This is a genomic window from Paraburkholderia sp., assembly GCF_047605525.1.
In the GTDB taxonomy this organism is placed as follows: domain Bacteria; phylum Pseudomonadota; class Gammaproteobacteria; order Burkholderiales; family Burkholderiaceae; genus Paraburkholderia.
In genome coordinates this window covers 327,345-348,714 of the sequence record NZ_JASGFN010000001.1, presented here as the reverse complement: position 1 = coordinate 348,714, position 21,370 = coordinate 327,345, and the positions used below count along the sequence as shown (strand labels likewise).

At 65.1% G+C, this 21,370-nt stretch carries 19 protein-coding genes; 13 read left to right on the top strand and 6 right to left on the bottom strand.

All coding sequences use genetic code 11. From position 1 onward, the window contains the following. Positions 1 to 111: 111 nt before the first annotated feature. Together QM685_RS01630 and QM685_RS01625 are read right to left on the bottom strand one after the other, a co-directional pair. On the bottom strand, positions 112 to 1,149 hold the full coding sequence (locus tag QM685_RS01630) for a serine/threonine protein kinase (RefSeq protein ID WP_415112097.1): 1,038 nt from the start codon (positions 1,147 to 1,149) through the stop codon (positions 112 to 114). A 185-nt stretch (positions 1,150 to 1,334) separates the two neighbouring features. After that, positions 1,335 to 1,547 (bottom strand): hypothetical protein, encoded by a 213-nt coding sequence (locus QM685_RS01625; protein WP_415112096.1) that lies wholly within the window; start codon positions 1,545 to 1,547, stop codon positions 1,335 to 1,337. 414 nt (positions 1,548 to 1,961) lie between these two features. Between QM685_RS01625 and QM685_RS01620 the strand changes: the two genes are divergently transcribed. The 5 genes from QM685_RS01620 to QM685_RS01600 all read left to right on the top strand — a co-directional run bounded on the left by QM685_RS01620 (position 1,962) and on the right by QM685_RS01600 (position 9,938). Further along, positions 1,962 to 5,144, top strand: a complete 3,183-nt coding sequence (locus tag QM685_RS01620; protein WP_415112095.1) for an efflux RND transporter permease subunit — start codon at positions 1,962 to 1,964, stop codon at positions 5,142 to 5,144. A gap of 39 nt (positions 5,145 to 5,183) precedes the next feature. Continuing rightward, positions 5,184 to 6,437 carry an efflux RND transporter periplasmic adaptor subunit gene (locus QM685_RS01615; protein WP_415112094.1) on the top strand — a complete coding sequence of 418 codons (1,254 nt, stop codon included), beginning with the start codon at positions 5,184 to 5,186 and terminating at the stop codon, positions 6,435 to 6,437. Beyond that, the gene (locus QM685_RS01610) at positions 6,434 to 8,056 is read left to right on the top strand and encodes an efflux transporter outer membrane subunit (protein WP_415112093.1); all 1,623 of its coding nucleotides are present in this window, start codon (positions 6,434 to 6,436) and stop codon (positions 8,054 to 8,056) included. The genes QM685_RS01615 and QM685_RS01610 overlap by 4 nt, the downstream gene beginning before the upstream one ends. Positions 8,057 to 8,234: 178 nt before the next feature. Beyond that, positions 8,235 to 9,425: an MFS transporter gene (locus QM685_RS01605; protein ID WP_415112092.1), complete on the top strand. Its 1,191-nt coding sequence runs from the start codon at positions 8,235 to 8,237 to the stop codon at positions 9,423 to 9,425. 327 nt (positions 9,426 to 9,752) lie between these two features. Further along, on the top strand, positions 9,753 to 9,938 hold the full coding sequence (locus QM685_RS01600) for a hypothetical protein (protein ID WP_094777732.1): 186 nt from the start codon (positions 9,753 to 9,755) through the stop codon (positions 9,936 to 9,938). An 89-nt stretch (positions 9,939 to 10,027) separates the two neighbouring features. Here QM685_RS01600 and mgrA read toward each other — a convergent pair whose 3' ends face one another. Next, a complete protein-coding gene (gene mgrA, locus QM685_RS01595; RefSeq protein WP_415112091.1) occupies positions 10,028 to 11,071 on the bottom strand; it encodes an L-glyceraldehyde 3-phosphate reductase in 1,044 nt (347 codons plus the stop codon). Between the two features lie 215 nt (positions 11,072 to 11,286). On the opposite strand from mgrA, the gene QM685_RS01590 reads away from it, so the two are divergent. Further along, entirely contained in the window at positions 11,287 to 11,493 is a 207-nt protein-coding gene (locus tag QM685_RS01590) for a DUF3185 family protein (protein WP_415112090.1), read from the top strand. 75 nt (positions 11,494 to 11,568) lie between these two features. Here the strand turns inward: QM685_RS01590 and QM685_RS01585 are convergent, their stop codons facing one another. Together QM685_RS01585 and QM685_RS01580 are read right to left on the bottom strand one after the other, a co-directional pair. Then, on the bottom strand, positions 11,569 to 12,330 hold the full coding sequence (locus tag QM685_RS01585; RefSeq protein WP_415112089.1) for a phytanoyl-CoA dioxygenase family protein: 762 nt from the start codon (positions 12,328 to 12,330) through the stop codon (positions 11,569 to 11,571). 303 nt (positions 12,331 to 12,633) lie between these two features. After that, complete coding sequence (locus QM685_RS01580) at positions 12,634 to 12,867, bottom strand: hypothetical protein (RefSeq protein ID WP_415112088.1); 234 nt, start codon at positions 12,865 to 12,867, stop codon at positions 12,634 to 12,636. Positions 12,868 to 12,913: 46 nt separating this feature from the next. Between QM685_RS01580 and QM685_RS01575 the strand changes: the two genes are divergently transcribed. After that, on the top strand, positions 12,914 to 13,276 hold the full coding sequence (locus QM685_RS01575; protein WP_415112087.1) for a hypothetical protein: 363 nt from the start codon (positions 12,914 to 12,916) through the stop codon (positions 13,274 to 13,276). Positions 13,277 to 13,399: 123 nt separating this feature from the next. Here QM685_RS01575 and metK read toward each other — a convergent pair whose 3' ends face one another. Beyond that, positions 13,400 to 14,590, bottom strand: a complete 1,191-nt coding sequence (gene metK, locus QM685_RS01570) for a methionine adenosyltransferase (protein WP_415112086.1) — start codon at positions 14,588 to 14,590, stop codon at positions 13,400 to 13,402. A 285-nt stretch (positions 14,591 to 14,875) separates the two neighbouring features. Between metK and QM685_RS01565 the strand changes: the two genes are divergently transcribed. From QM685_RS01565 to QM685_RS01540, 6 genes are all read left to right on the top strand, one after another. Then, the gene (locus tag QM685_RS01565) at positions 14,876 to 15,760 is read left to right on the top strand and encodes a lipid A biosynthesis lauroyl acyltransferase (RefSeq protein ID WP_415112085.1); all 885 of its coding nucleotides are present in this window, start codon (positions 14,876 to 14,878) and stop codon (positions 15,758 to 15,760) included. 179 nt (positions 15,761 to 15,939) lie between these two features. After that, positions 15,940 to 16,899, top strand: coding sequence for a diaminopimelate epimerase (gene dapF / locus QM685_RS01560; RefSeq protein ID WP_415112084.1), 960 nt, complete (start codon positions 15,940 to 15,942; stop codon positions 16,897 to 16,899). Positions 16,900 to 16,955: 56 nt separating this feature from the next. After that, positions 16,956 to 17,684, top strand: coding sequence for a DUF484 family protein (locus tag QM685_RS01555; protein WP_415112083.1), 729 nt, complete (start codon positions 16,956 to 16,958; stop codon positions 17,682 to 17,684). Positions 17,685 to 17,739: 55 nt separating this feature from the next. Continuing rightward, positions 17,740 to 18,663: a tyrosine recombinase XerC gene (gene xerC / locus QM685_RS01550; protein WP_415112082.1), complete on the top strand. Its 924-nt coding sequence runs from the start codon at positions 17,740 to 17,742 to the stop codon at positions 18,661 to 18,663. An 89-nt stretch (positions 18,664 to 18,752) separates the two neighbouring features. Continuing rightward, the gene (locus QM685_RS01545; protein ID WP_415112081.1) at positions 18,753 to 19,955 is read left to right on the top strand and encodes a class I SAM-dependent rRNA methyltransferase; all 1,203 of its coding nucleotides are present in this window, start codon (positions 18,753 to 18,755) and stop codon (positions 19,953 to 19,955) included. A 222-nt stretch (positions 19,956 to 20,177) separates the two neighbouring features. Then, positions 20,178 to 21,308 (top strand): CobW family GTP-binding protein, encoded by a 1,131-nt coding sequence (locus tag QM685_RS01540; protein WP_415112080.1) that lies wholly within the window; start codon positions 20,178 to 20,180, stop codon positions 21,306 to 21,308. The last annotated feature ends 62 nt before the right edge of the window (positions 21,309 to 21,370 follow it).

The window sequence follows — 21,370 nt, the reverse complement described above, 5'->3', positions numbered from 1 at the left end:
CTGGTGTGACGAATCCAGCACCAGGACTCAAATCCGCATGCGACGAACATGCCGCCAACCGGTTTCGAATCGCGCGCGCGACCAGGACGATGCGCCGACGTCTCAAAATCGTCAAACCGGCCACAACGGCCCTTCCTGCATCGCGCCGATCTGCTCGCGCATCTCCAGAATGCGCTCCTCCCAGTAACGCTGCGTGTTGAACCACGGAAACGCGGCTGGAAATGCCGGGTCGCTCCAGCGACGCGCGAGCCATGCCTGGTAGTGAATCAGCCGCAGCGTGCGCAGCGCCTCGATCAGATACAGTTCGCGCGGCTCGAAGTCGCAGAAATCCTCGTAACCGGCGAGCAGATCCGCAAGCGCGCGTGACGCCTCCGCGCGCTCGCCCGGCAGCAGCAGCCAGAGATCCTGAATCGCGGGACCCATGCGGCTATCGTCGAAATCGACGAAATGCGGACCCGCGTCAGTCCACAGCACATTGCTCGGATGACAGTCGCCGTGCAGGCGCAGCGTGCGAATTTCGCCGGCACGTTCGAACGCATGCGCGACGCCTTCGAGCGCGAGGTTCACGACGGTTTCCCACGCCGTGCGCACGTCGTCGGGCACGAAACGCTGCGCGAGCAGGAAATCACGCGGCTCGTAGCCGAACGTGTCGATGTCGAGCGTGGGACGCTCCGCGTAATTCCGCGTCTGCCCGATTGCATGAATGCGTCCGATGAAACGCCCCAGCCATTCCAGCGTATCGCGCCGGTCGAGATCCGGCGCGCGGCCGCCGCGCCGCTCGAAGACAGAAAAGCGGAAACCGTCGAAGGTGTGAAGCGTACGGCCGTCCAGCACGCGCGCGGGCACAGCCGGAATTTCGCGCGCGGCGAGCTCCGCGACGAAAGCGTGCTCTTCGAGGATCGCGGCATCGCTCCAGCGTTCCGGACGATAGAACTTCGCGACCACGGGCGGCCCGTCTTCGACGCCGACCTGGTACACGCGGTTCTCGTAGCTGTTGAGGGGCAGCAGGCGACCGTCGGTGCGCACGCCGGCCGTCGCGAGCACGCCGTCGAGCGCGTCGAGCACGGTTTCAGGCGTGAGCCGGGCGAACGGCACGGCGCGGTTCGCGCCGGCCTCGGGATTGGGAATGTCGGGAGTGGTGTCGTTCATGCCCCGCATTGTGCGCCGCGCCGTCGTTAAAGACGAGAGCGGCAGCTCACAACGTGAGTCCATGCGTGGCTCGATGCTGTCCGATTCGCGGCTCGACCTCCGGCTTGTGCCGCCGCCAGGCACCCAGCCTAACCACGCCTTACAACAAGACTACAATTCACACACATCGGTAACAGCAGTCGCGTTCAATGCGTCTGCGCGCCGGCCGGACGTATCACATCGCCGGTATCGATCAGATCTTCGAGGAAAAAGGGTTCGGTATTCAGTTGCTGCGATACGCCGGGTTCGCCGGCATACCACGCCACCATCGCCATGTCGCCGAGAATGCGCATGACGATTCCGCGCGCGCCTTGCGGCACGGCGATATGTACCGATCGGACAATGGAACCGACTTGCATGATATTTCCCCGTTTCCCTTAGCCGGCTTTATGATTTCACGCCGGTCGAGGTGATGATAAAAAGCGCCGCTTCGCCGCCAACGTTGCGAACGCACCTAAACCGCCGCGCGCTTTGCGCGTGAGAGGTTCGAGTCATTGTTCCCGTTTTGCGGGGCCTTGGGAAGCGCGAATAGAAGGCTTTCACCAGTCGTTTCGCCCTATTCCAATTACGCTGCGCGCGACCGATGATCTCGGCATAAGACGTCGCAATGAAGACCATCATAAACCCTGCCGGGGGGGAGACATCAAAAACGTGCGCCGCCACAACGACCTGCCTGATACGAGCGCTGTATCGCCACGCGCTCACCTTCGCGGCGCACGCAACACGCGCGGCACGCTTTGCGCCGCTGCCCGCCTCATTCGTCTGCCCTAGCCATGTGGATCGTTCGTCTCGCACTGCGGCGCCCCTATACGTTCATCGTGCTGGCGCTGCTGTTGCTGATCGTCGGACCGTTGACGATTCTGCGCACCCCTACCGACATCTTCCCGAACATCGACATTCCGGTGCTCTCGGTGATCTGGTCGTACAACGGCCTGCCCGCCGACGAAATGGAGCGGCGCATCGCGCTCAACTACGAGCGCGGACTGTCGGTCGCGGTCAACGATATCGAGCACACGGAATCGACGTCGCTGAACGGCATCACGGTGATCAAGATCTTTTTCCAGCCGGGCGCGAATATCGACGAAGCGCTCGCGCAAGTTACCGCGCTGTCGCAGACGCAATTGCGCTCGCTGCCGCCCGGCATCACGCCGCCGAACATCCTGCGCTATAACGCGTCGACGGTGCCGATTTTGCGGCTGGCGTTGTCGTCCGCGTCGCTGACCGAGCAGGAGCTGTACGACTTCGGCAACAACTTCCTGAAGACGCAACTCGCCACCGTGCCCGGCGCGTCCGCGCCGCTGCCGTATGGCGGCAAGCAGCGGCAGATCATGGTCGATATCGATTCGCGCAAGCTGCAGGAGCGCAATCTGTCGCCGATGGACGTGGTCAACGCGGTCTCCGCGCAGAACCTGATCCTGCCGTCCGGCACCGCGAAAATCGGTTCGACCGAGTACTCGGTGGAAATGAACGGCAGCCCTGATTCGCTCGCGGGCCTGAACAACATTCCGATCCGCACGACCGCGAACGGCACCATCTATATCCGCGATGTCGCGCACGTGCGCGACGGTTATCAGCCGCAGACCAACATCGTGCGGGTGAACGGCCAGCGCGCCGCGCTGCTCACGATCAACAAGAGCGGCAACACATCCACGCTCGATATCGTCGATCGCATCAAGACGATGATGCCGACGCTGCGCAATCTCGTGCCGGCGTCGCTGAACATCGACCCCGTCGCCGACCAGTCGCTGTTCGTGCGTGCGTCGGTGCAGGGCGTGCTGCGCGAAGCGCTGATCGCCGCATGCCTGACAGGTCTGATGATTCTGCTGTTTCTCGGCAACTGGCGCGCCACGCTGATCATCGCGGTGTCGATTCCGCTGTCGATGATCACGTCGGTCATCGCGCTCTCGGCGCTCGGTCAGACGATCAACATCATGACGCTGGGCGGGCTCGCGCTCGCGGTCGGGATTCTCGTCGACGACGCGACCGTCGCGATCGAAAACATCAGCCATCAACTCGAACAGGGCAAGACGCTCGAACAGGCAATTCTCGACGGCGCGCATCAGATCGCGATTCCGACGCTCGTGTCGACGCTGTCGATCTGCATCGTGTTCGTGCCGATGTTTCTGCTGACGGGCGTCGCGCACTATCTGTTCATTCCGCTCGCCGAAGCGGTGGTGTTCGCGATGCTCGCGTCGTACTTCTTCTCGCGTACGCTCGTGCCGACGCTCGCGAAATATCTGCTGCGCTATCACCACAAGCCGGCGGATCTGCATCACGCGCCCGCGCCGACGCGCAATCCGTTCATGCGCGTGCACTATGCATTCGAGCGCGGTTTTTCGCGGTTGCGCGAGCGTTATCGCGTGTTTCTCGAAGCACGTGTCGCGCGGCCCGGTTTGTTCGTCACACTGTTTCTGGTCTGCTGTGGCGCGTCGATGCTGTTGCTGCCGTTTATCGGCCGCGACTTTTTCCCCGCCGTCGATGCCGGCACGATCGCGCTGCACATGCGCGCGAAAACCGGCATGCGGGTCGAGGAAACCGCGGTGCTGACCGATCGCGTCGACACACGCATCCGTCAGTTGATTCCAGCAGGCGAGTTGCATTCGATCATCGACAACATCGGCTTGCCGGTGTCGGGCATCAACCTGTCGTACAGCAACACGGGCACGATCGGCACGTCGGATAGCGACATCCTGATCACGCTGAATCGCGCTCATCATCCGAGCGCCGGCTACGTGCGCACATTGCGGCGCACGCTCAGCGACGAATTTCCCGGCGTGCAGTTCGCGTTCCTGCCGGCCGATATCGTCAGTCAGACGCTGAACTTCGGGATGCCGTCGCCGATCGACATCCAGATCGTCGGACGTGAAGTGGCGGCCAATCGCGTGTTCGCCGCGACGCTGCTGAATCGTCTGCGCACGGTGCCGGGCCTCGTCGACGCGCGCATCCAGCAGCCCGCCGATCTGCCGCGCATCTTCATCGACGTCGATCGCACGCGCGCGCAGCAGGCCGGCTTCTCGCAGCGCGATATCGCGAGCGATCTGCTGATCACGCTGTCGGGCAGCCAGCAGACCACGCCGACGTTCTGGCTCAATCCGCGCAACGGCGTCAGCTATAACGTAATCACCGAAGCGCCGCAATACACGATCGATTCGCTGCAATCGCTCGCCAACATTCCGCTGAATGCGAACGGCCACAGCAACATTCTCGGCTCGCTCGCGACGATGCGCCGCGAAGCCGGCAACGCGGTGCTCACGCACTACAACGCGCAGACCACGATCGACATCTACGGCACCGCCGACGGCCGCGACCTCGGCGGCGTGTCCGATGACATCCGCGGGATCATCGACGAATCGAAAGCCGAATTGCCGAAGAGTTCGACGATCGAATTGCGCGGCCAGGTGCAGACGATGAACGATTCGTTCTCGGGCCTGCTCGCCGGTCTGCTGTTCGCGGTGCTGCTCGTGTATCTGCTGATCGTCGTCAATTTCCAGTCGTGGCTCGATCCGTTCATCATCATCACCGCATTGCCGGGCGCGCTCGCGGGCATCGTGTGGACGCTGTTCCTCACGCATACGACGCTGTCGATTCCCGCGCTCACCGGCGCGATCATGTGTATCGGCATCGCAACCGCGAACTCGATTCTGGTGATCAGCTTCGCGCGCGAGCAGTTGCTGCTGCACGGCGACGCGACGCGCGCGGCGATCGAAGCGGGCTTCACGCGCTTCCGTCCGGTGCTGATGACGGCGCTCGCGATGGTGATCGGCATGGTGCCGATGGCGATCGGTCTCGGCGAGGGCGGCGAGCAGAATGCGCCGCTCGGGCGCGCGGTGATCGGCGGTCTTGCGGTCGGCACGGTGGCCACGCTGATCTTCGTGCCGGTCGTGTTCTCGATGATTTACCGGCGGCTCGCGGCGCGGCATCGGCGCGCGGCGGAACAGGTGGTGAGGAAGCCATGAACATGCAGCGCGTGACGAGATCGACATAGGGGAAGGTTGATGGAAGCACAACGTCCAGACGGCTCGGACTCGAGCGATCAAGCGAAAGCGAAGCGCACCCGCTGGATCGCGCTCGCCGCCGCCGTCGCCGTGCTCGCGCTCGCCGCGCAAGGCATCTGGTCGCGCTACGATGCGCACGCGGCGCTCGAGCGCGAGGCCGAGCACGCGAGCCAGATGAGCGTCGAAGTCGTGCTGCCGCAGAAGTCGTCGGGCGCGCTCGATCTGGTGCTGCCCGGCAACGTGCAGGCGTTTCTCGACACGCCGATTTACGCGCGCACCAACGGCTATCTGAAGAAGTGGTACGCGGATATCGGCGCGCACGTGAAGAACGGCCAGTTGCTCGCGGAAATCGACACGCCCGAAGTGGACGACCAGTTGCGCGCCGCCCGCGCCGATCTCGCGAACGCCGACGCGAACTACGCGCTCGCGAAGAGCACCGCCGATCGCTGGACGGAGATGTTCCGGAGCAAGTCGGTGTCGAAGCAGGAGACCGACGAGAAAGTCGGCGACATGCTCGCGAAGAAAGCCACGCTCGATGCCGCGCGTTTCAACGTCGCGCGGCTCGAGAAAACGCAGTCGTTCCAGAAGGTCTATGCGCCATTCGACGGCACCGTGACCGCGCGCAACGTCGACGTCGGCGCGTTGATCGACGCGGGCAGTTCGGGCGGTCCCGCGAAGGAGCTGTTTCATGTCGTGCAGGCGGACCGGCTGCGCGTCTACGTGAACGTGCCGCAGGGGTACGCGCAGCAGGTGCGCGCGCAACAGAGCGCGTATCTGACGCTGACCGAGACGCCGTCGCGGCATTATCCGGGCACGGTCGCGCGCACCGCGGGCGCCGTCGATCCGCAGCAGCGCACGATGCTCGTCGAGGTCGACGTCGACAATCGCGGCGGCGAGCTGCTGCCGGGTGCGTATGCGCAGGTGCATTTCGCGCTCGGCGCGGGCGCGGCGCCATACACGCTGCCGGGCAATGCGCTGCTGTTCCGGCCCGACGGCGTGAAGGTCGCGAGCGTCGATGCGCAACGCAAGGTGAAGCTGCTGCCGGTGTCGCTCGGTACGGACTTCGGCACGCGCGTCGCGATCGTATCGGGGTTGCAGGGTGATGAGCAGGTGATCCTGAATCCGCAGGATTCGATCGTCGATGGCGCGCCGGTGCGGATCGTGCCGCGCAAGGACAACGGTAGTGCCGAAGGCGCGGCGGCAAGCTCGCCTGCGCGAGGCGCCGCCCCGCCGGCCGCGGGAACGCAGTCATGAAGATGCCGCGTTTGCATCGTGCGGTCATGCCGGCTTGCGCGTCCGCGCGCGGTTGCGTTCGTACGGCATCGGCGCGTGCCGGCGCGCGTGAATCGACTGAATCGACACACACCGCGCTGCGTCCTTCACCGCACGGCGCGGTGCGCGCGTCGGTTTTTGCATTGACGCTCGCGGGCGCGCTGACCGCCTGCACGGTCGGTCCCGATTACGTCAAGCCGACCACCGTCACGCCGGCCACCTACCGCGAACTCGAAGGCACCGGCTGGAAGCCCGCGCAGCCCGCCGACACGCTCGCGCGCGGCGCCTGGTGGCGCATCTACGGCGACCCGTCGCTCGATGCGCTCGAGCAACAGGTCGCGAGCGCGAACCAGGACGTGCAGGCCGCCGAAGCACGCTTTCGCGCGGCCCGCGCAACCGTCGCGCAATACCGCTCGGAGTTCTTCCCGGTCGTGACCGCGAGCGGCCAGTTTTCACGCACGCGGACTTCGGCGAACGTGCTGCACAAATCGACGGCCGGTCTCGCGCTGAACGACTATCTCGTGCAGGTCGACGCATCGTGGGAGCCGGACCTGTGGGGCCGCGTATCGCGCAGCGTCGAAGGCGCGAAGGCCGGCGCGCAGGCGAGCGCCGCCGACGTCGAAGCCGCGCTGCTGTCGATGCAGGCCGAACTCGCCACCGACTACTTCGAGCTGCGCGGACTCGACCAGGAACGTCAACTCCTCGACGACACGATCAAGGCCTATCAGGAAGCGCTCGAACTCACGCAGCACCGCTACGCGGGCGGCATCGCGACCGACGCCGACGTCGCGCAGGCGCAAACGCAACTGAAGACCACGCAGGCGCAAGCGCTCGACCTCGGCGTGCAGCGCGCGCAACTCGAACATGCAATCGCGATCCTGATCGGCCAGCCGCCGTCGACGTTCACGCTGCCGGTCGCGCCGCTCGTCGCCGTGCCGGTCGTCGCGGCGACGGGCGTACCGTCGGAACTGCTCGAACGGCGGCCCGACATCGCATCGGCCGAGCGGCGCGTCGCCGGGATGAACGCACAGATCGGCGTCGCGACCGCGGCGTTTTTCCCGAATCTCGTGCTGGCCGTGACGGGCGGCCTGGAGGCGACCAACTACAGCCAGTGGCTGCTCGCGCCGAGCCGGCTGTGGTCGCTCGGCCCGACGCTCGCGGGCACGTTGCTCGACTTCGGCGGCCGCGCGGCGGTCAAGGAACAGGCGCGCGCGCATTACGACGAAAGCGTCGCGCAGTATCGGCAAACGGTGTTGAACGCGTTCGGCCAGGTCGAGGACAACCTCGCCGCGCTGCGCGTGCTCGAACAGGAAGCGGCCGCGCAGGACGACGCGGTGGCGGCCGCGCGGCGCTCGCTCGCGGTCGTGTCGGATCGCTATAAGAACGGCGCGATCACTTACCTCGACGTGGTGGTCGCGCAGACGACCGCGCTCACGAACGAGCGCAACGCGGTGGTTATTGCGCGCCGTCGAATGGCCGCGAGCGTCGCGCTCGTGAAAGCGCTCGGCGGCGGCTGGAATACGTCGGCGCTGCCAGGCGACGAAGAGATCGTGCATCCGCCGGCGCCGGTGCCAGCCAGCGGGGCGGCGGCGCACGGTTAGCGCGACTGCGCGCGCCGCCGGCCCGAGTTCCCTTTTCAGCGTATCCTTAACTCCTTTTTGCGCTTTGTCGTGTGATTCAAGGAGTTTTGTTGTGACTCTGCCGCCGGAATCCCTGCGGACTGCTTCTGCCGTTCCCTCTCCTACTCCAGCCCCCGCTGCTTCCTCCCGCGCTCGCACCGTGCCGGACATCCCCTATCTCGAACGCGGCTCGCGCGCATACTGGCGCGCGAGCATCGCGCTGCTGTTCGCCGGCTACGCGACGTTCTCGCTGCTCTATTGCGTGCAACCGCTGCTGCCGTCGTTTTCCGAGTCGTTCGGCGTGACGCCCGCGCAAAGCAGCCTGTCGCTGTCGCTCTCGACCGCCGCGCTCGCGCTCGCGATTTTCGTCGCCGGTTTCATCTCCGAGGGCTGGAGCCGTCACAAGCTGATGACGCTGTCGCTGACGATGTCGGCGCTGCTGACACTCGGCGTATCGGTCGCGCCGCACTGGCATCAACTGCTCGTGCTGCGCTTCCTCGAGGGACTCGCGCTCGGCGGCGTGCCGGCGGTCGCGATGGCGTATCTCGCCGAGGAAGTGCATCCCGACGGCCTCGGTCTCGCAATGGGACTGTATGTCGGCGGTACCGCGATCGGCGGCATGGCCGGGCGCGTGATTACCGGCGTCGTCGCGGATCTGTTCTCGTGGCGTGTCGCGATCGGCACGATCGGCGTGCTCGGCCTGCTGTCGATGCTCGCGTTTCGCGCGCTGCTGCCGCCGTCGCGCCATTTCGTGCCGCGCCGCGGGCTCGGCTTCGCGCATCACCGCGCCGCGCTGCTCAGGCAGTTCACGCGACCCGGGCTGCCGCTGCTGTTCCTGCTCGGCTTCGTGCTGATGGGCAGCTTCGTCACGCTGTACAACTACATCGGCTACCGGTTGCTCGCGCCGCCGTATCGGCTGAACCAGACGGAAATCGGCGCGATTTTCATCGTTTATCTGACCGGCGTGATCGCGTCGCCGTGGTCCGGGCGCATGGCCGATACGTTCGGCCGCGCACGGGTGCTGACCGCAAGCCTGCTGCTGATGATGTTCGGCCTCGCGCTGACGATGCTGCATCCGCTCACGGCAATCGCGACCGGTATCGCGTGCCTGACGTTTGGTTTCTTCGCCGGACATTCGGTGGCGAGCGGCTGGGTCGGGCGACTCGCGAAAGACGCGAAGGGGCAGGCTGCCGCGTTGTATCTGCTCGCGTATTACATCGGCTCGAGCGTGATCGGATCGTATGGCGGCCACGTGTGGACCGGGCATGGCTGGAATGGCGTCGCCGGGCTCGTGGGTACGCTGCTCGTGATCGGGCTGCTCGCGGCAATGCGTTTGCGCCAGCGCGAATAGCCGGACGAGTACATCGGCTCAGGCGCTGCGAGAATCCCCGCCCGCCATACGCCGCGCGGTACCGGCCCGTATGACTCACTCCGCATGAACTCGCCACGAAACGTAAGCCATATGTAGGCGAACGCTTCATATTTTTTCGCCTTATTTGCTGCGCCGCGCCATCGCCGCATTCCCTGCCGGGCCGCGTTCAGCAGCTTGCGAATAAGCGCCGCCACGCACTGTGACGCGAGGATGTCCGTCCACCGGTCTCCTATACTCGAATCGAGCGCGGGCTCTTCGCATGTTTTCAGGACCGCAGCCTTCGCCGGAAATACAAAGGAGACGAATATGACGACGTACTTTACGATCGGCGATTTCATCCTGGTCATTCCGATGGCGCTGGCGGGCGCGCTGTTCGTCGGCGCACTGCCCTGCAAGACCGAACTGCGGCACAACGCGTTGCGGGTGCTGGGCGCGTTGATCGGCGTGATATGTGCCGTCGCGCTGGTCGAAGGTCTGCCGGCGCTCGTGTAGCGGCGAAGCGTCAATAGAAAAGCCGCACGCCCGGCGTGCGGCTTTGCCTGTCTCTATTCCGTTCGCGGACGGTCCATCACCCGATCAGATCAGATGGCCTGATCCGTCGACGGCTTTTCCCACAGATTGATCCCGCCTTCGGTCGCGAAGCGATCGATCTCCGCAAGTTCCTCCGCCGAAAACGCGAGGTTCTTCAACGCGCCGACGTTCTCGCGCACCTGCTCCGCGCGGCTCGCGCCGATCAGCACCGAGGTCACGCGCGCATCGCGCAACGCCCATGCGAGCGCCATTTGCGCGAGGCTCTGGCCGCGCCGCTGCGCGATGTCGTTGAGCTTTCTCACGTGCTCGATGTTCTGCCCGCTCAGATGCTCCTGCTTCAGCGAGCCGCCGCCCGGCTTGTTGACACGCGCGTCGGCCGGCACGCCGTTCAGATACTTGCCGGTCAACAGCCCCTGCGCGAGCGGCGTGAACGCGATCGCACCCGCGCCGACCTCTTCGAGCGTATCGAGCAAATCGCGTTCGATCCAGCGGTTCAGCATGTTGTACGACGGCTGATGGATCAGGAGCGGCACCTTGTACCCGGCGAGCAGCTTCGTCATCTCGCGCGTTTTCGCGGACGAGTACGACGAGATGCCGATATACAGCGCCTTGCCCTGCTGCACCGCGCTCGCCAGCGCGCCCGCGGTTTCCTCGAGCGGCGTGTGCGCGTCGAAGCGATGCGAATAGAAGATGTCGACGTAATCGAGGCCCATGCGCTTCAGGCTCTGATCGAGACTCGCGAGCACGTATTTGCGCGAGCCGCCGCCCTGGCCGTACGGACCCGGCCACATGTCCCAGCCGGCCTTCGACGAAATCAGCAGTTCGTCGCGATACGGCTTGAAATCGTCCTTGAACAGACGCCCGAAATTGGTTTCCGCGCTGCCGTACGGCGGCCCGTAGTTGTTCGCGAGATCGAAGTGCGTGATGCCGAGATCGAAGGCGGTGCGCAGGATGTCGCGCTGCGTGGAGATCGGCGTGGTGTCGCCGAAGTTGTGCCACAAACCGAGCGATAGCGCCGGCAGTTTGAGACCCGACTTGCCGCAGACGCGGTATTGCATGTCCGAATAGCGTTCTGGAGCTGCTTCGTAAGCCATTGCTGATGTCCTTGTCGATGAAATCGCCCGGCGATTGCGGGCACGAGGATTCGCGCGTTGCGGGAGGCGTGCTGCTTCAGAGGTTCATTGTTGTGTGCGGCCAGAGCGTTATGGTAGCCAATCGACGCGACGCTTGCAGGCACCCGGTATGCGGGATGGACGAACGTGGACGGCTCACCTACACTCTGGCCGGATCAGGCTGATGGGAGGACTAGATGACGAAAGCGATTTCGATCGCGCTGATTGTCGGCGGTATCGTGCTGCTGTATTTCGGCGGCCAGGCATTCAATTCGGTAAGCAGCGACGTGTCGCGCTTCTTTACCGGCTCGCCGAGCAACAAGGCGATCGTGCTGATCGTGGCGGGCGTCGTCGCGACGCTGGCCGGCTTGACGGGGATGGCGTTGTCGGGGAGGAAGCGGTAACGCTTGCATACGCGGCGCCTGTTCTCGCGTTCGATCGTCTGAACGCGAGAACAGGCGCCGTCGTCATTCATGAGGCTAGAACGCGATCTCCGGTTTCGCCGCCGAACGCGTACCGGGCAGCGGCACGTTGCTCACGCCGTGATAGGTGTACACCAGCGAGAACTTCACCTGATCGCTGAGATTCTTGCCGGCCGAGTGCAGCGTGTTGCAATGGAAGAAGACGACGTCCCCTGCCTTCAGCTCCGGCGATACCGCGGTGCGGATCGCGGCCTGATTCTCTTCGAGATCGGCGCGGAAAAATTTCGCTTCGTCGAAACGCTCGGATGTGAACGCCGCGCCATGCGATTTCGGCACGAACCACAACGCGCCGTTATCGACGGTTTCCGGACCGACCGCGAGCCATACCGACACGAGATCGTCGCGCTCGAACGACCAGTAGCGCACGTCGCGATGCCAGCCGGTCAGGCTGCCGTACGCCGGATGCTTGGTCATCATGCAGTTGTGATGCGCGCGCGACAGGCGCGGCTCCTCGCCGAAATACAGTTCCATCCAGCCGCGAATTTCCGGCGCGGTCGCCCATTGCGCGAACGCCGGGTGACGCCCATACGCATCGAGCAGACGCCGCACCGTATGCCCGCCGGGCGCATCCTTCGACGACGGCGCACCCGGATACTGCAGATCCGCTTCGAACTCGATCGGCGCCGCCGCTTCGTGCAGTTGCTGCTGCGCGATCCGCTTCAGTTCCTCGCAACGCTCGGGCGCCACGAGTCCTGGCACGACGACAAAACCCTGCTCCCGCAACGTGTGAATCTGTTCTTTCTTCGAATGAAGTGACATGGTGTTCCGTGACTGTCGACTAACCTGATTGTCGATTGTAAAACGGGCGCGATCGGGGTGCGTTGTTTCGCTGGCGGTTTTGTCCGCCGTTTTGTCCGTTGTGTCGTCTCCGCAGATCCCCTTTTGCCGCAGTTTTGCCGCGCGCCGATGCACCCGATTCTGGCGCGATGGGCGCCGCTGCGCACAGTCGATGGGCAAACGGGCACGAGAATCGACCGCAAAGGGCGCATCACTTCCGCATCCACGGCATTGCTTTATAGGGAAGTGACCCGCTTTCGCAGGGTAATAACCGACTTTCTGACGTCACGAATCGCGTGTAGCCTGCATGGAATGTTGATCGTCGCTCACCCGCTTGCTTGCCGTGCGCGGGCCGCCAGGGTCCGTGCCGCCGGTTTCTCCGCGTTTTTCCGTCGCTGCGCCGCGCTTCGCGTCTCGCGTCGCGGTTTCCGCCGTGGCGATCCGCACCGGATTTCCGGCTTTCAGACCGTTCATCGCAACCCCGTCATTGGCACATTTGGTGCTGCTTTCCGTGCGCATTCCGGTGCACGTGCCGACGTGCGGTACATAGCCTATTTGTGAAGCCATGCATACTCTTCTGAGCACCCGTCTTACCCGTGCCGCGCTGAAAGCGGCGCGTCCCACCCACCGTCATCTGATGCGGGCGCTGCGCCATCATGCCGCGCGTACCCGCGCGCTCGGCGAACAGTGGCGCGACGCCAGGACCGTCGATGGCATCCGCACCTGGTTCCATACGTTCTTCTCGTCGCTGCGCCAGCAAGGCGGCACGCGCCGTTTCTCGCTGCGCACCTTGCTGCGCAAGCCGACGCCGATGCGTCTTGCCGCCAGGAGGCGCGCGCCGGAGGGGCAGATTCATGCGAGCCGCCGGCCGCGCCGGCTGTCGACGAGCAGCAGCGGGTGGTTCGCGTTCGCGTTTGCAAGCCGGTGAGCTTTTGGCCACTGAGCCGTTGAACTGCCAATCGACGCGCGCGCATCCAGCAGATAAAGAAAAACCCCGCCCGGCTCGCGCCGGCGGGGTTTTTTGCTCTAACAGACAGCGATCGGTCCGCGCTTATTCGGCGAGCGCCGCAACCGGTTCGGTGCCGGCGGCTTCGGCGAGCGCGAGCGCCTTGTCGGTGGCTTCCCATGTGAATTCCGGCTCTTCGCGGCCGAAGTGGCCGTAGGCCGCGCTCTTCTCGTAGACCGGGCGCAGCAGGTCGAGCATCTGGATGATGCCCTTCGGACGCAGATCGAAATGCTGACGCACGAGTTCCGTGATCGTCGCATCCGACACGCGACCGGTGCCGAACGTGTTGACCATCACCGAGGTCGGCTGGGCGACGCCGATCGCGTACGACACCTGGATCAGGCAGCGCGATGCGAGGCCCGCGGCCACGACGTTCTTCGCGACGTAACGGCCGGCATAAGCCGCCGAGCGGTCGACCTTCGACGGATCCTTGCCCGAGAACGCGCCGCCGCCGTGGGGCGCCGCGCCGCCGTACGTATCGACGATGATCTTGCGGCCCGTCAGACCGCAATCGCCTTGCGGACCGCCGATCACGAAGCGGCCGGTCGGGTTCACGAGGAATTTGATGTCGCCCTTGATGAGATCGGCCGGCAGTGTCGGCTTGATCACTTCCTCGATCACCGCTTCACGCAGCGTGGCGAGTTCGATGTCCGGCGAGTGCTGGGTGGACAGCACGACGGTGTCGATCGAATGCGGCTTGCCGTCGACGTAGCGCACGGTGACCTGCGACTTCGCGTCCGGACGCAGCCAGGGCAGACGGCCGTCGCGGCGCAGATTCGCCTGACGCTCGACCAGACGGTGCGCCAGGTGGATCGGCAGCGGCATCAGTTCCGGCGTTTCCTCGCACGCGTAACCGAACATCAGGCCCTGGTCGCCCGCGCCCTGGTCGAGGTTGTTGTCGTGCGCGCGGTCCACGCCCTGGGCGATGTCCGGCGACTGCTTGTCGTACGCGACGAGCACCGCGCAGCCGCGGTAGTCGATGCCGTAGTCGGTGTTGTCGTAGCCGATGCGCTTGATCGTGTTGCGCGCGATCTGGATGTAGTCGATGTTCGCAGTCGTGGTGATTTCACCAGCCAGCACGACGAGCCCGGTGTTGCACAGCGTTTCGGCCGCAACACGCGAGTATTTGTCCTGAGCGAGGATGGCGTCGAGGATGGCGTCCGAGATCTGGTCCGCGACTTTGTCGGGATGGCCTTCGGAAACGGATTCGGAAGTGAAGAGATAGTCGTTTGCCACGTTGCAGACTCCTGTTTGGTGGTTACGGTTGAGTTTCACGTAGCCAGCTTCGGGAGTCTGAAGCGGCGACGCTTTAGCGGATTACCTGACCGTTGGATGCGTTGCCATGGAAACCCATGGACCGCACCCGCCGGCTTCGCCCCGCAAGTTGTCTATTAACTCGGCGAAGCCTTTATTATAGCGACTTCCCTTGAATGTCACAGAGTGTTCACGCGTGCGGTATTCCGTCGATTTTTCTGCTTTCCCGAAACCCGTCACACGCAGCGCCTCCCCGGCGGAGGCGGCATGCTGAGCCGCTACGGTCCGAAGCTCGCGATCGGGCTGCTCAAACTCTTCGCGCTGTTGCCCTATGGTTTCGTCGCCCGTCTCGGCGACGGCCTCGGCTGGCTGCTCTATCAGATCCCGAGCCGCCGCAAGCGCATCGTCCACATCAACCTGAAGCTGTGCTTCCCCGACTGGAGCGACGAGCGCCGCGAGGACGTCGCGCAGAAGCACTTTCGCCATGCGATCCGCAGCTACCTCGAACGCAGCGTACAGTGGTTCGGCTCGGCGAAGAAGCTCGAAAAGCTGATCGAGCTCGACAGCGCGATCGATCTGACGGACCCGAACCTGCCGCCGACGCTGTTTCTCGGCTTTCACTTCGTCGGCATCGAGGCGGGCTCGATCTTCCTGAACTACTCATTGAAGCGCCAGTGCGGCTCGCTTTATCAGCCGATGTCGAACCCGGAGTTCGAGGAGGTCGCGAAAGCGGCGCGCGCGCGTTTCGGCGCGGACATGGCGAGCCGCGCGGACAGCGCGCGCATCGTGCTGCGCTGGCTGCGCGAACGCAAGCCGGTGATGCTCGGCGCGGACATGGATTACGGCGCGCGCAATTCGACGTTCGTGCCGTTCTTCGGCGTGCCGACCTGCACGCTGACCGCGGTCGGCCGTCTCGCGAAAGTCGGGCATGCACAGGTCGTGCCGTTCATCGGCGAAGTGCTGCCGAACTACAAGGGCTACCGGCTCAAGGTCTTCAAGCCGTGGGACAACTACCCGACCGGCGACGACGACGCCGACGCGCGGCGCATGAACGAGTTTCTCGAAAAGCAGATTCCGCTGATGCCGGAGCAGTATTACTGGGTGCATAAGCGGTTCAAGACGAGGCCGTCGGGGGTGCCGGGGGTGTATTGAGAGCGCTCGCGGGCGCGCCGTCCCGTCCCTGGCCGTACCGTTCCCCGCGTACCAACGTGTATCATCCACTATTGGTCCAGCCCGGCTCGAACGGCAGATAGCCAGACGGCCGGCCAGACCAGGATTCCGGCTTCGCCCACGCGCGCGAAGCCTCATGCAGTAACGGATACACGGAAAACGTGAAGCTCAAATTCACCAAAATGCACGGCGCGGGCAACGACTTCGTCGTGCTCGACGGCTACACCCAGCCGGTCAGCCTGACCACGGCACAGGTGCGCGCGCTCGCGAATCGCCATTTCGGCGTCGGCGCCGACCAGTTGCTGCTGGTGGAAAAGCCGACCGTCGCAGGCGTCGATTTCAGATACCGCATCTTCAATTGCGACGGCGGCGAGGTCGAGCACTGCGGCAACGGCGCGCGCTGCTTCGTCAAGTTCGTGCGCGATCGCGGCCTGACCGATCAGCGCAGCGTGCGCGTGCAGGTACAGAAAGGCACGATCACGCTGACGATGCAGGACAACGGCGAGGTGATCGTCGACATGGGCGCGCCGGTGTTCGATTCCGAACGCGTGCCGTTCGCGACCAAGGGCCTGCAAGGGCGCCGCGAAGGTGCCGATACGCTCTGGCCGCTCGACGTCAACGGCACGACGCGCTGGATTTCGGTGGTGTCGATGGGCAACCCGCACGCGGTGCAGGTCGTCGACGATGCCGAGGCGTTCCCGGTGCTCGTCGAAGGTCCGGCGATCGAGCGGCATACGCGCTTCCCGCAGCGGGTGAACGCGGGCTTCATGCAGATCGTCAGCCGCGGCGAAATCAGGTTGCGCGTCTACGAGCGCGGCGCGGGCGAAACGCTCGCGTGCGGCACGGGCGCGTGCGCGGCGGTCGCGGCCGGTATCCGGCGCGGGCTGCTGGATTCGCCGGTGCTCGTGCATACGCATGGCGGCGATCTGACGATCACGTGGGACAGCACGCGGGAAGGCGCGCCGCTCCTGATGGCCGGCCCCGCGGCAACCGTCTTTGAAGGCGAGATCGAGCTGGCCGACGACTTGACCGATGAGCGGGACAGCGACCTGGTGAATGCGCCCTCCAACACATCCGCCAATCCATCCGTGAACTCGACCGCCGCCGTGCCCACCGCCTAACTCATTGACCGACGCGCCGCCGCAAGACGGCCGTCCCGTAGTCCTCCAGCCAAACCATGAACGATCGCGAAGTCGCCGAATACCTGCTCGCCAACCCTGAATTCTTCGTCGAACACGCGGAAACGCTCGCGGCGATCCGGCTCGCGAACCCGCACGGCAAAGCCGCGGTGTCGCTGCAGGAGCGGCAGATGGAAATGCTGCGCGACAAGAACAAACATCTCGAACGGCGTCTCGCCGAGCTGCTGCGCTACGGTCACGAGAACGACAGCATCGCGTCCAGATTCAACCGCTGGACGATTCGCGTGATGGCCGAGCGCGATCCGTACGCGCTGCCGCGCACGATCGCCGGCGGTCTGCGCGACATCTTCGACGTGCCGCAAGCCGCGCTGCGCGTATGGGACGTCGCCGAGCCGTATGCGCAGGCCGACTTCGCGCGCCAGGTCAGCGAGGAAGTGCGCATTTTCGCGAGCAGCCTGACGACGCCGTACTGCGGCGCGAACACCGGCTTCGAGGCGGCACAGTGGCTCGCGCCGGCGGCGAATGCGGCCAGCGCGACCAACGGAGCCGACGAGGACGGCGCCGCGTCGGCCGAGTCGCAGGCCACCGAATCGATCGCGTTGCTCGCGCTGCGCAACCCCGAAAACGCCGAGGATGCCTCCACGTTCGGCCTGCTCGTGATGGGCTCGGCCGACGCGCGGCGCTTCCACGACGGCATGGCCACCGATTTCCTCACGCAGATCGGCGCGCTCGCGAGCGCCGCGCTGAGCCGGCTGCTGCCGCGCTGAGTCGCGCCGGGCATCGCCAACGCGCACCCACCCGCATCCGCCGCCCAATCCCATCGTGACCGCCGCCGACCCGATCGCCGCCTACCTGTCGCATCTCGAACACGAGCGGCGGCTGTCGGCGCATACGCTGCGCGGCTACACGCACGAACTCGAGGAACTGAAGCTGCTCGCCAACGGCCGGCCGCTCGAAAGCCTGAGCGCCGTCGACATTCGCGGCGCCGTCGCGCGCGCGCACGCGGGCGGCCTGACCGCGCGCTCGATCGGCCATCGGCTGTCGGCATGGCGCGCGTTCTACCGCTGGCTTGCGGGCCGCGTCGATCTGCCGGCCAATCCGGTCGCCGCGGTGCGCGCGCCGAAGCAGGCGAAGACACTGCCGAAGGCGCTCTCGGTCGACGACGCCACTCGCCTGATGGACAGCCCGCCCGCCGCGTCGCCCGAAGGCCTGCGCGATCACGCGATGCTCGAGCTGTTCTACTCGTCGGGCCTGCGCCTCGCCGAGCTGGTCGGCCTCGATGCGCGTTTCACCGACGTCGACGGCTACCGTTCCGCCGGCTGGCTCAAACTCGATTCCGGCGAAGTCGAAGTGCTCGGCAAAGGCAGCCGGCGCCGCGTCGTGCCGGTCGGCAGCAAGGCGATCGCGGCGCTGAACGCGTGGCTCGCGGTGCGCGGCCAGATGGTCAAACACGATCCCCACCCGCTGTTTCTGTCGGCGCGCGGCAACCGGCTGTCGCCGAACGTCGTGCGCGAGCGCGTGAAGCGCGCGGCGCTGGCGGCCGGCATTCCGGCCAACGTGCATCCGCACGTGCTGCGGCATTCGTTCGCGACGCACGTGCTGCAATCGAGCGGCGATCTGCGCGCGGTGCAGGAGCTGCTCGGCCACGCGAGCATTACCGCGACACAGGTTTATACAGGACTCGATTTCCAGCACCTCGCCCACGTCTACGACAGCGCGCATCCGCGCGCAAAAAAACGCGACTGACACCGCTCGCCGCGACGCGCAGTCCCCGCCCCGAACCTCATCCGCCGCGCCGGCCTACCGCGCGGCCCATTGCCTGACCGACATCCCCGATGAATACCGTTACGCTCAAACCGTCGAAAGAAAAATCGCTGCTGCGCCGCCATCCGTGGGTCTACGCCAATGCGATCGACCGCGTCGACGGCCATCCCGCGCCCGGCGCGACCGTGCTCGTGCGCGCGCACGACGGCCGCTTTCTCGCGCGCGCCGCGTATAGCCCGCATTCGCAGATCCGCGCGCGCGTATGGAGCTTCGACGAAGCCGAGCCGATCGATCACGCGTTCTTCAAGCGCCGCGTGCAGCGCGCGCTCGCGCATCGCCGCACGATGGTGCGCGACACCGGCGCGGTACGGCTGATTTTCGGCGAGGCCGACGGCCTGCCGGGCCTGATCGTCGATCACTACGTCGCCGAGGACGCAGGCCAGCGCAGCCAGCTCGTCTGCCAGTTCATGGCCGCGGGTGTCGAGGCGTGGAAGGAGGCGATCGTCGCGGCGCTGGTCGGCGCGACCGGCTGCCCGAATGTCTACGAACGCTCGGACGTGTCGATCCGCCAGAAGGAAGGGCTCGAGCAGATCACCGGCGTGCTCGCGGGCGAAGCGCCGTCGGACATGCTGATCGCGAGCGAAAACGGCGTGCGCTATCACGTCGACGTACGCAACGGCCACAAGACTGGCTTCTACGTCGATCAGCGCGACAACCGCCTGCTCGTGCAGCAGTTCGCGCAGGATCGCGACGTGCTGAACTGCTTCTGCTACACCGGCGGCTTCTCGCTGGCGGCGTTGAAGGGTGGCGCGAAACGGGTCGTGTCGGTCGATTCGTCGGGTGAGGCGCTTGCGCTCGCGCAGCGGAACGTCACGGCCAACGGCTTCGACGCCGAACGCGCCGCCTGGCTCGACGCCGACGCGTTCAGGACGCTGCGGCGCCTGTACGACGAAGGCGAGCGGTTCGATCTGATCGTGCTCGATCCGCCGAAATTCGCGCCGTCGCGCGAACACGTGGACCGCGCGTCGCGCGCGTACAAGGACATCAACCTGACCGGGCTGAAGCTGCTGCGCCCGGGTGGCCTGCTGTTCACCTATTCGTGCTCAGGCGCGATCGATCCCGAACTGTTCCAGAAGATCGTCTCGGGCGCGGCCGCCGATGCACGCGTCGACGCGCGCATTCTGAAGCGCCTCGGCGCGGGCGTCGATCATCCGCTGCTCACGGCTTTCCCCGAAGGCGAATACCTGAAGGGGCTGCTGTTGCAAATCGCCTGATCGTCCTTATTTTGAGGGCGATTGCGCGTGCCGGCGGCAGCGGCGGCGGGCATGGGCACACGCGGTTCCGAGCCGCGCGGGCCTGCGCCCGCCTGGCAAATATGTTTCAATAACCGGCTAGACAGGGCCGCGCGTCATCCGGCTGCGGCGCCCGGCTTACGCATCTGGCTAGCTTCGCTAGCGTTCGATCACGCACCGTTTCACGACTTACAGGCGACCCACATGATCCCAGTCACCATCCTGACCGGCTTTCTCGGCAGCGGCAAAACCACCCTGCTCAAGCGCATCCTGAATGAAAAGCACGGCATGAAGATCGCCGTCATCGAGAACGAGTTCGGCGAAGAGAACATCGACAACGACATCCTCGTGCAGGACAGCAACGAGCAGATCATCCAGATGAGCAACGGCTGCATCTGCTGCACGATTCGCGGCGACCTCTCGCGCGTGCTCAACGACCTGGCCGCGAAGAAGCAGGCCGGTGAAGTGGACTTCGACCGCGTCGTGATCGAAACCACCGGTCTCGCGAATCCGGGCCCGGTCGCGCAAACTTTCTTCATGGATGACCAGATCGCGGGCGAATTCCTGCTCGACGCGATCATCACGCTGGTCGATGCGAAGCACGCGAACCATCAGCTCGACGAACACGAAGTGGTGCAGCGCCAGGTCGGCTTCGCGGACCGCCTGTTCATCACGAAGGCCGATCTCGTCGACGAAAAGCACGTGGCCGATCTGCGCCACCGTCTGCTGCATATGAACCCGAAGGCGGCGATCAGGGTCGTCAATTTCGGCGAGGCGGACATCAAGGAAATCTTCGATCTGCGCGGCTTCAACCTGAATTCGAAGCTCGAAATCGACCCCGACTTTCTCACCGAAGACGAGCACGCGCACAGCCACGCGCATGCGCACGACGAGCACGGCCACACGCACGGCGATCACGATCACGACCATGACCATGACCATGACCATGACCACGATCATGCGAACTGCGATCACGAGCACGGCCATTGCGATCACGAAGGCCACGATCACGCGCATCATCACCATGCGCATCACGACGACAAGATCAAGTCGTTCGTGTACCGCAGCGACCGCCCGTTCGATCCGAACAAGCTCGAGGATTTCCTCGGCGGCATTCTGCAGATCTATGGCGAGCATCTGCTGCGCTACAAGGGCGTGCTGTATATGAAGGGCGTCGATCGCAAGGTCGTGTTCCAGGGCGTGCATCAGATGATGGGCAGCGATCTGGCCGCGAAATGGCAACCGGCCGAGAAGAAGACCAACAAGATGGTGTTCATCGGCATCGAATTGCCGCGCGACCTGATCACCGACGGCCTCGACGCCTGTCTCGCCTGAGCGGGCACGGCGCATGTCGCGCCGGGCGCGCGGCATGCGCCGTGCTACTGCTAGTGCGCCGG

Coding starts and splice junctions, on each gene's coding strand:
- QM685_RS01545 (WP_415112081.1), top strand. CDS start 18,753: ATGAATACCGTTACGCTCAAACCGTCGAAAGAAAAATCGCTGCTGCGC.
- QM685_RS01575 (WP_415112087.1), top strand. CDS start 12,914: ATGCATACTCTTCTGAGCACCCGTCTTACCCGTGCCGCGCTGAAAGCG.
- QM685_RS01615 (WP_415112094.1), top strand. CDS start 5,184: ATGGAAGCACAACGTCCAGACGGCTCGGACTCGAGCGATCAAGCGAAA.
- QM685_RS01585 (WP_415112089.1), bottom strand. CDS start 12,330: ATGTCACTTCATTCGAAGAAAGAACAGATTCACACGTTGCGGGAGCAG.
- QM685_RS01540 (WP_415112080.1), top strand. CDS start 20,178: ATGATCCCAGTCACCATCCTGACCGGCTTTCTCGGCAGCGGCAAAACC.
- QM685_RS01580 (WP_415112088.1), bottom strand. CDS start 12,867: ATGCGCACGGAAAGCAGCACCAAATGTGCCAATGACGGGGTTGCGATG.
- QM685_RS01600 (WP_094777732.1), top strand. CDS start 9,753: ATGACGACGTACTTTACGATCGGCGATTTCATCCTGGTCATTCCGATG.
- QM685_RS01625 (WP_415112096.1), bottom strand. CDS start 1,547: ATGCAAGTCGGTTCCATTGTCCGATCGGTACATATCGCCGTGCCGCAA.
- QM685_RS01610 (WP_415112093.1), top strand. CDS start 6,434: ATGAAGATGCCGCGTTTGCATCGTGCGGTCATGCCGGCTTGCGCGTCC.
- QM685_RS01630 (WP_415112097.1), bottom strand. CDS start 1,149: ATGAACGACACCACTCCCGACATTCCCAATCCCGAGGCCGGCGCGAAC.
- QM685_RS01565 (WP_415112085.1), top strand. CDS start 14,876: ATGCTGAGCCGCTACGGTCCGAAGCTCGCGATCGGGCTGCTCAAACTC.
- mgrA (WP_415112091.1), bottom strand. CDS start 11,071: ATGGCTTACGAAGCAGCTCCAGAACGCTATTCGGACATGCAATACCGC.
- QM685_RS01620 (WP_415112095.1), top strand. CDS start 1,962: ATGTGGATCGTTCGTCTCGCACTGCGGCGCCCCTATACGTTCATCGTG.
- QM685_RS01555 (WP_415112083.1), top strand. CDS start 16,956: ATGAACGATCGCGAAGTCGCCGAATACCTGCTCGCCAACCCTGAATTC.
- QM685_RS01590 (WP_415112090.1), top strand. CDS start 11,287: ATGACGAAAGCGATTTCGATCGCGCTGATTGTCGGCGGTATCGTGCTG.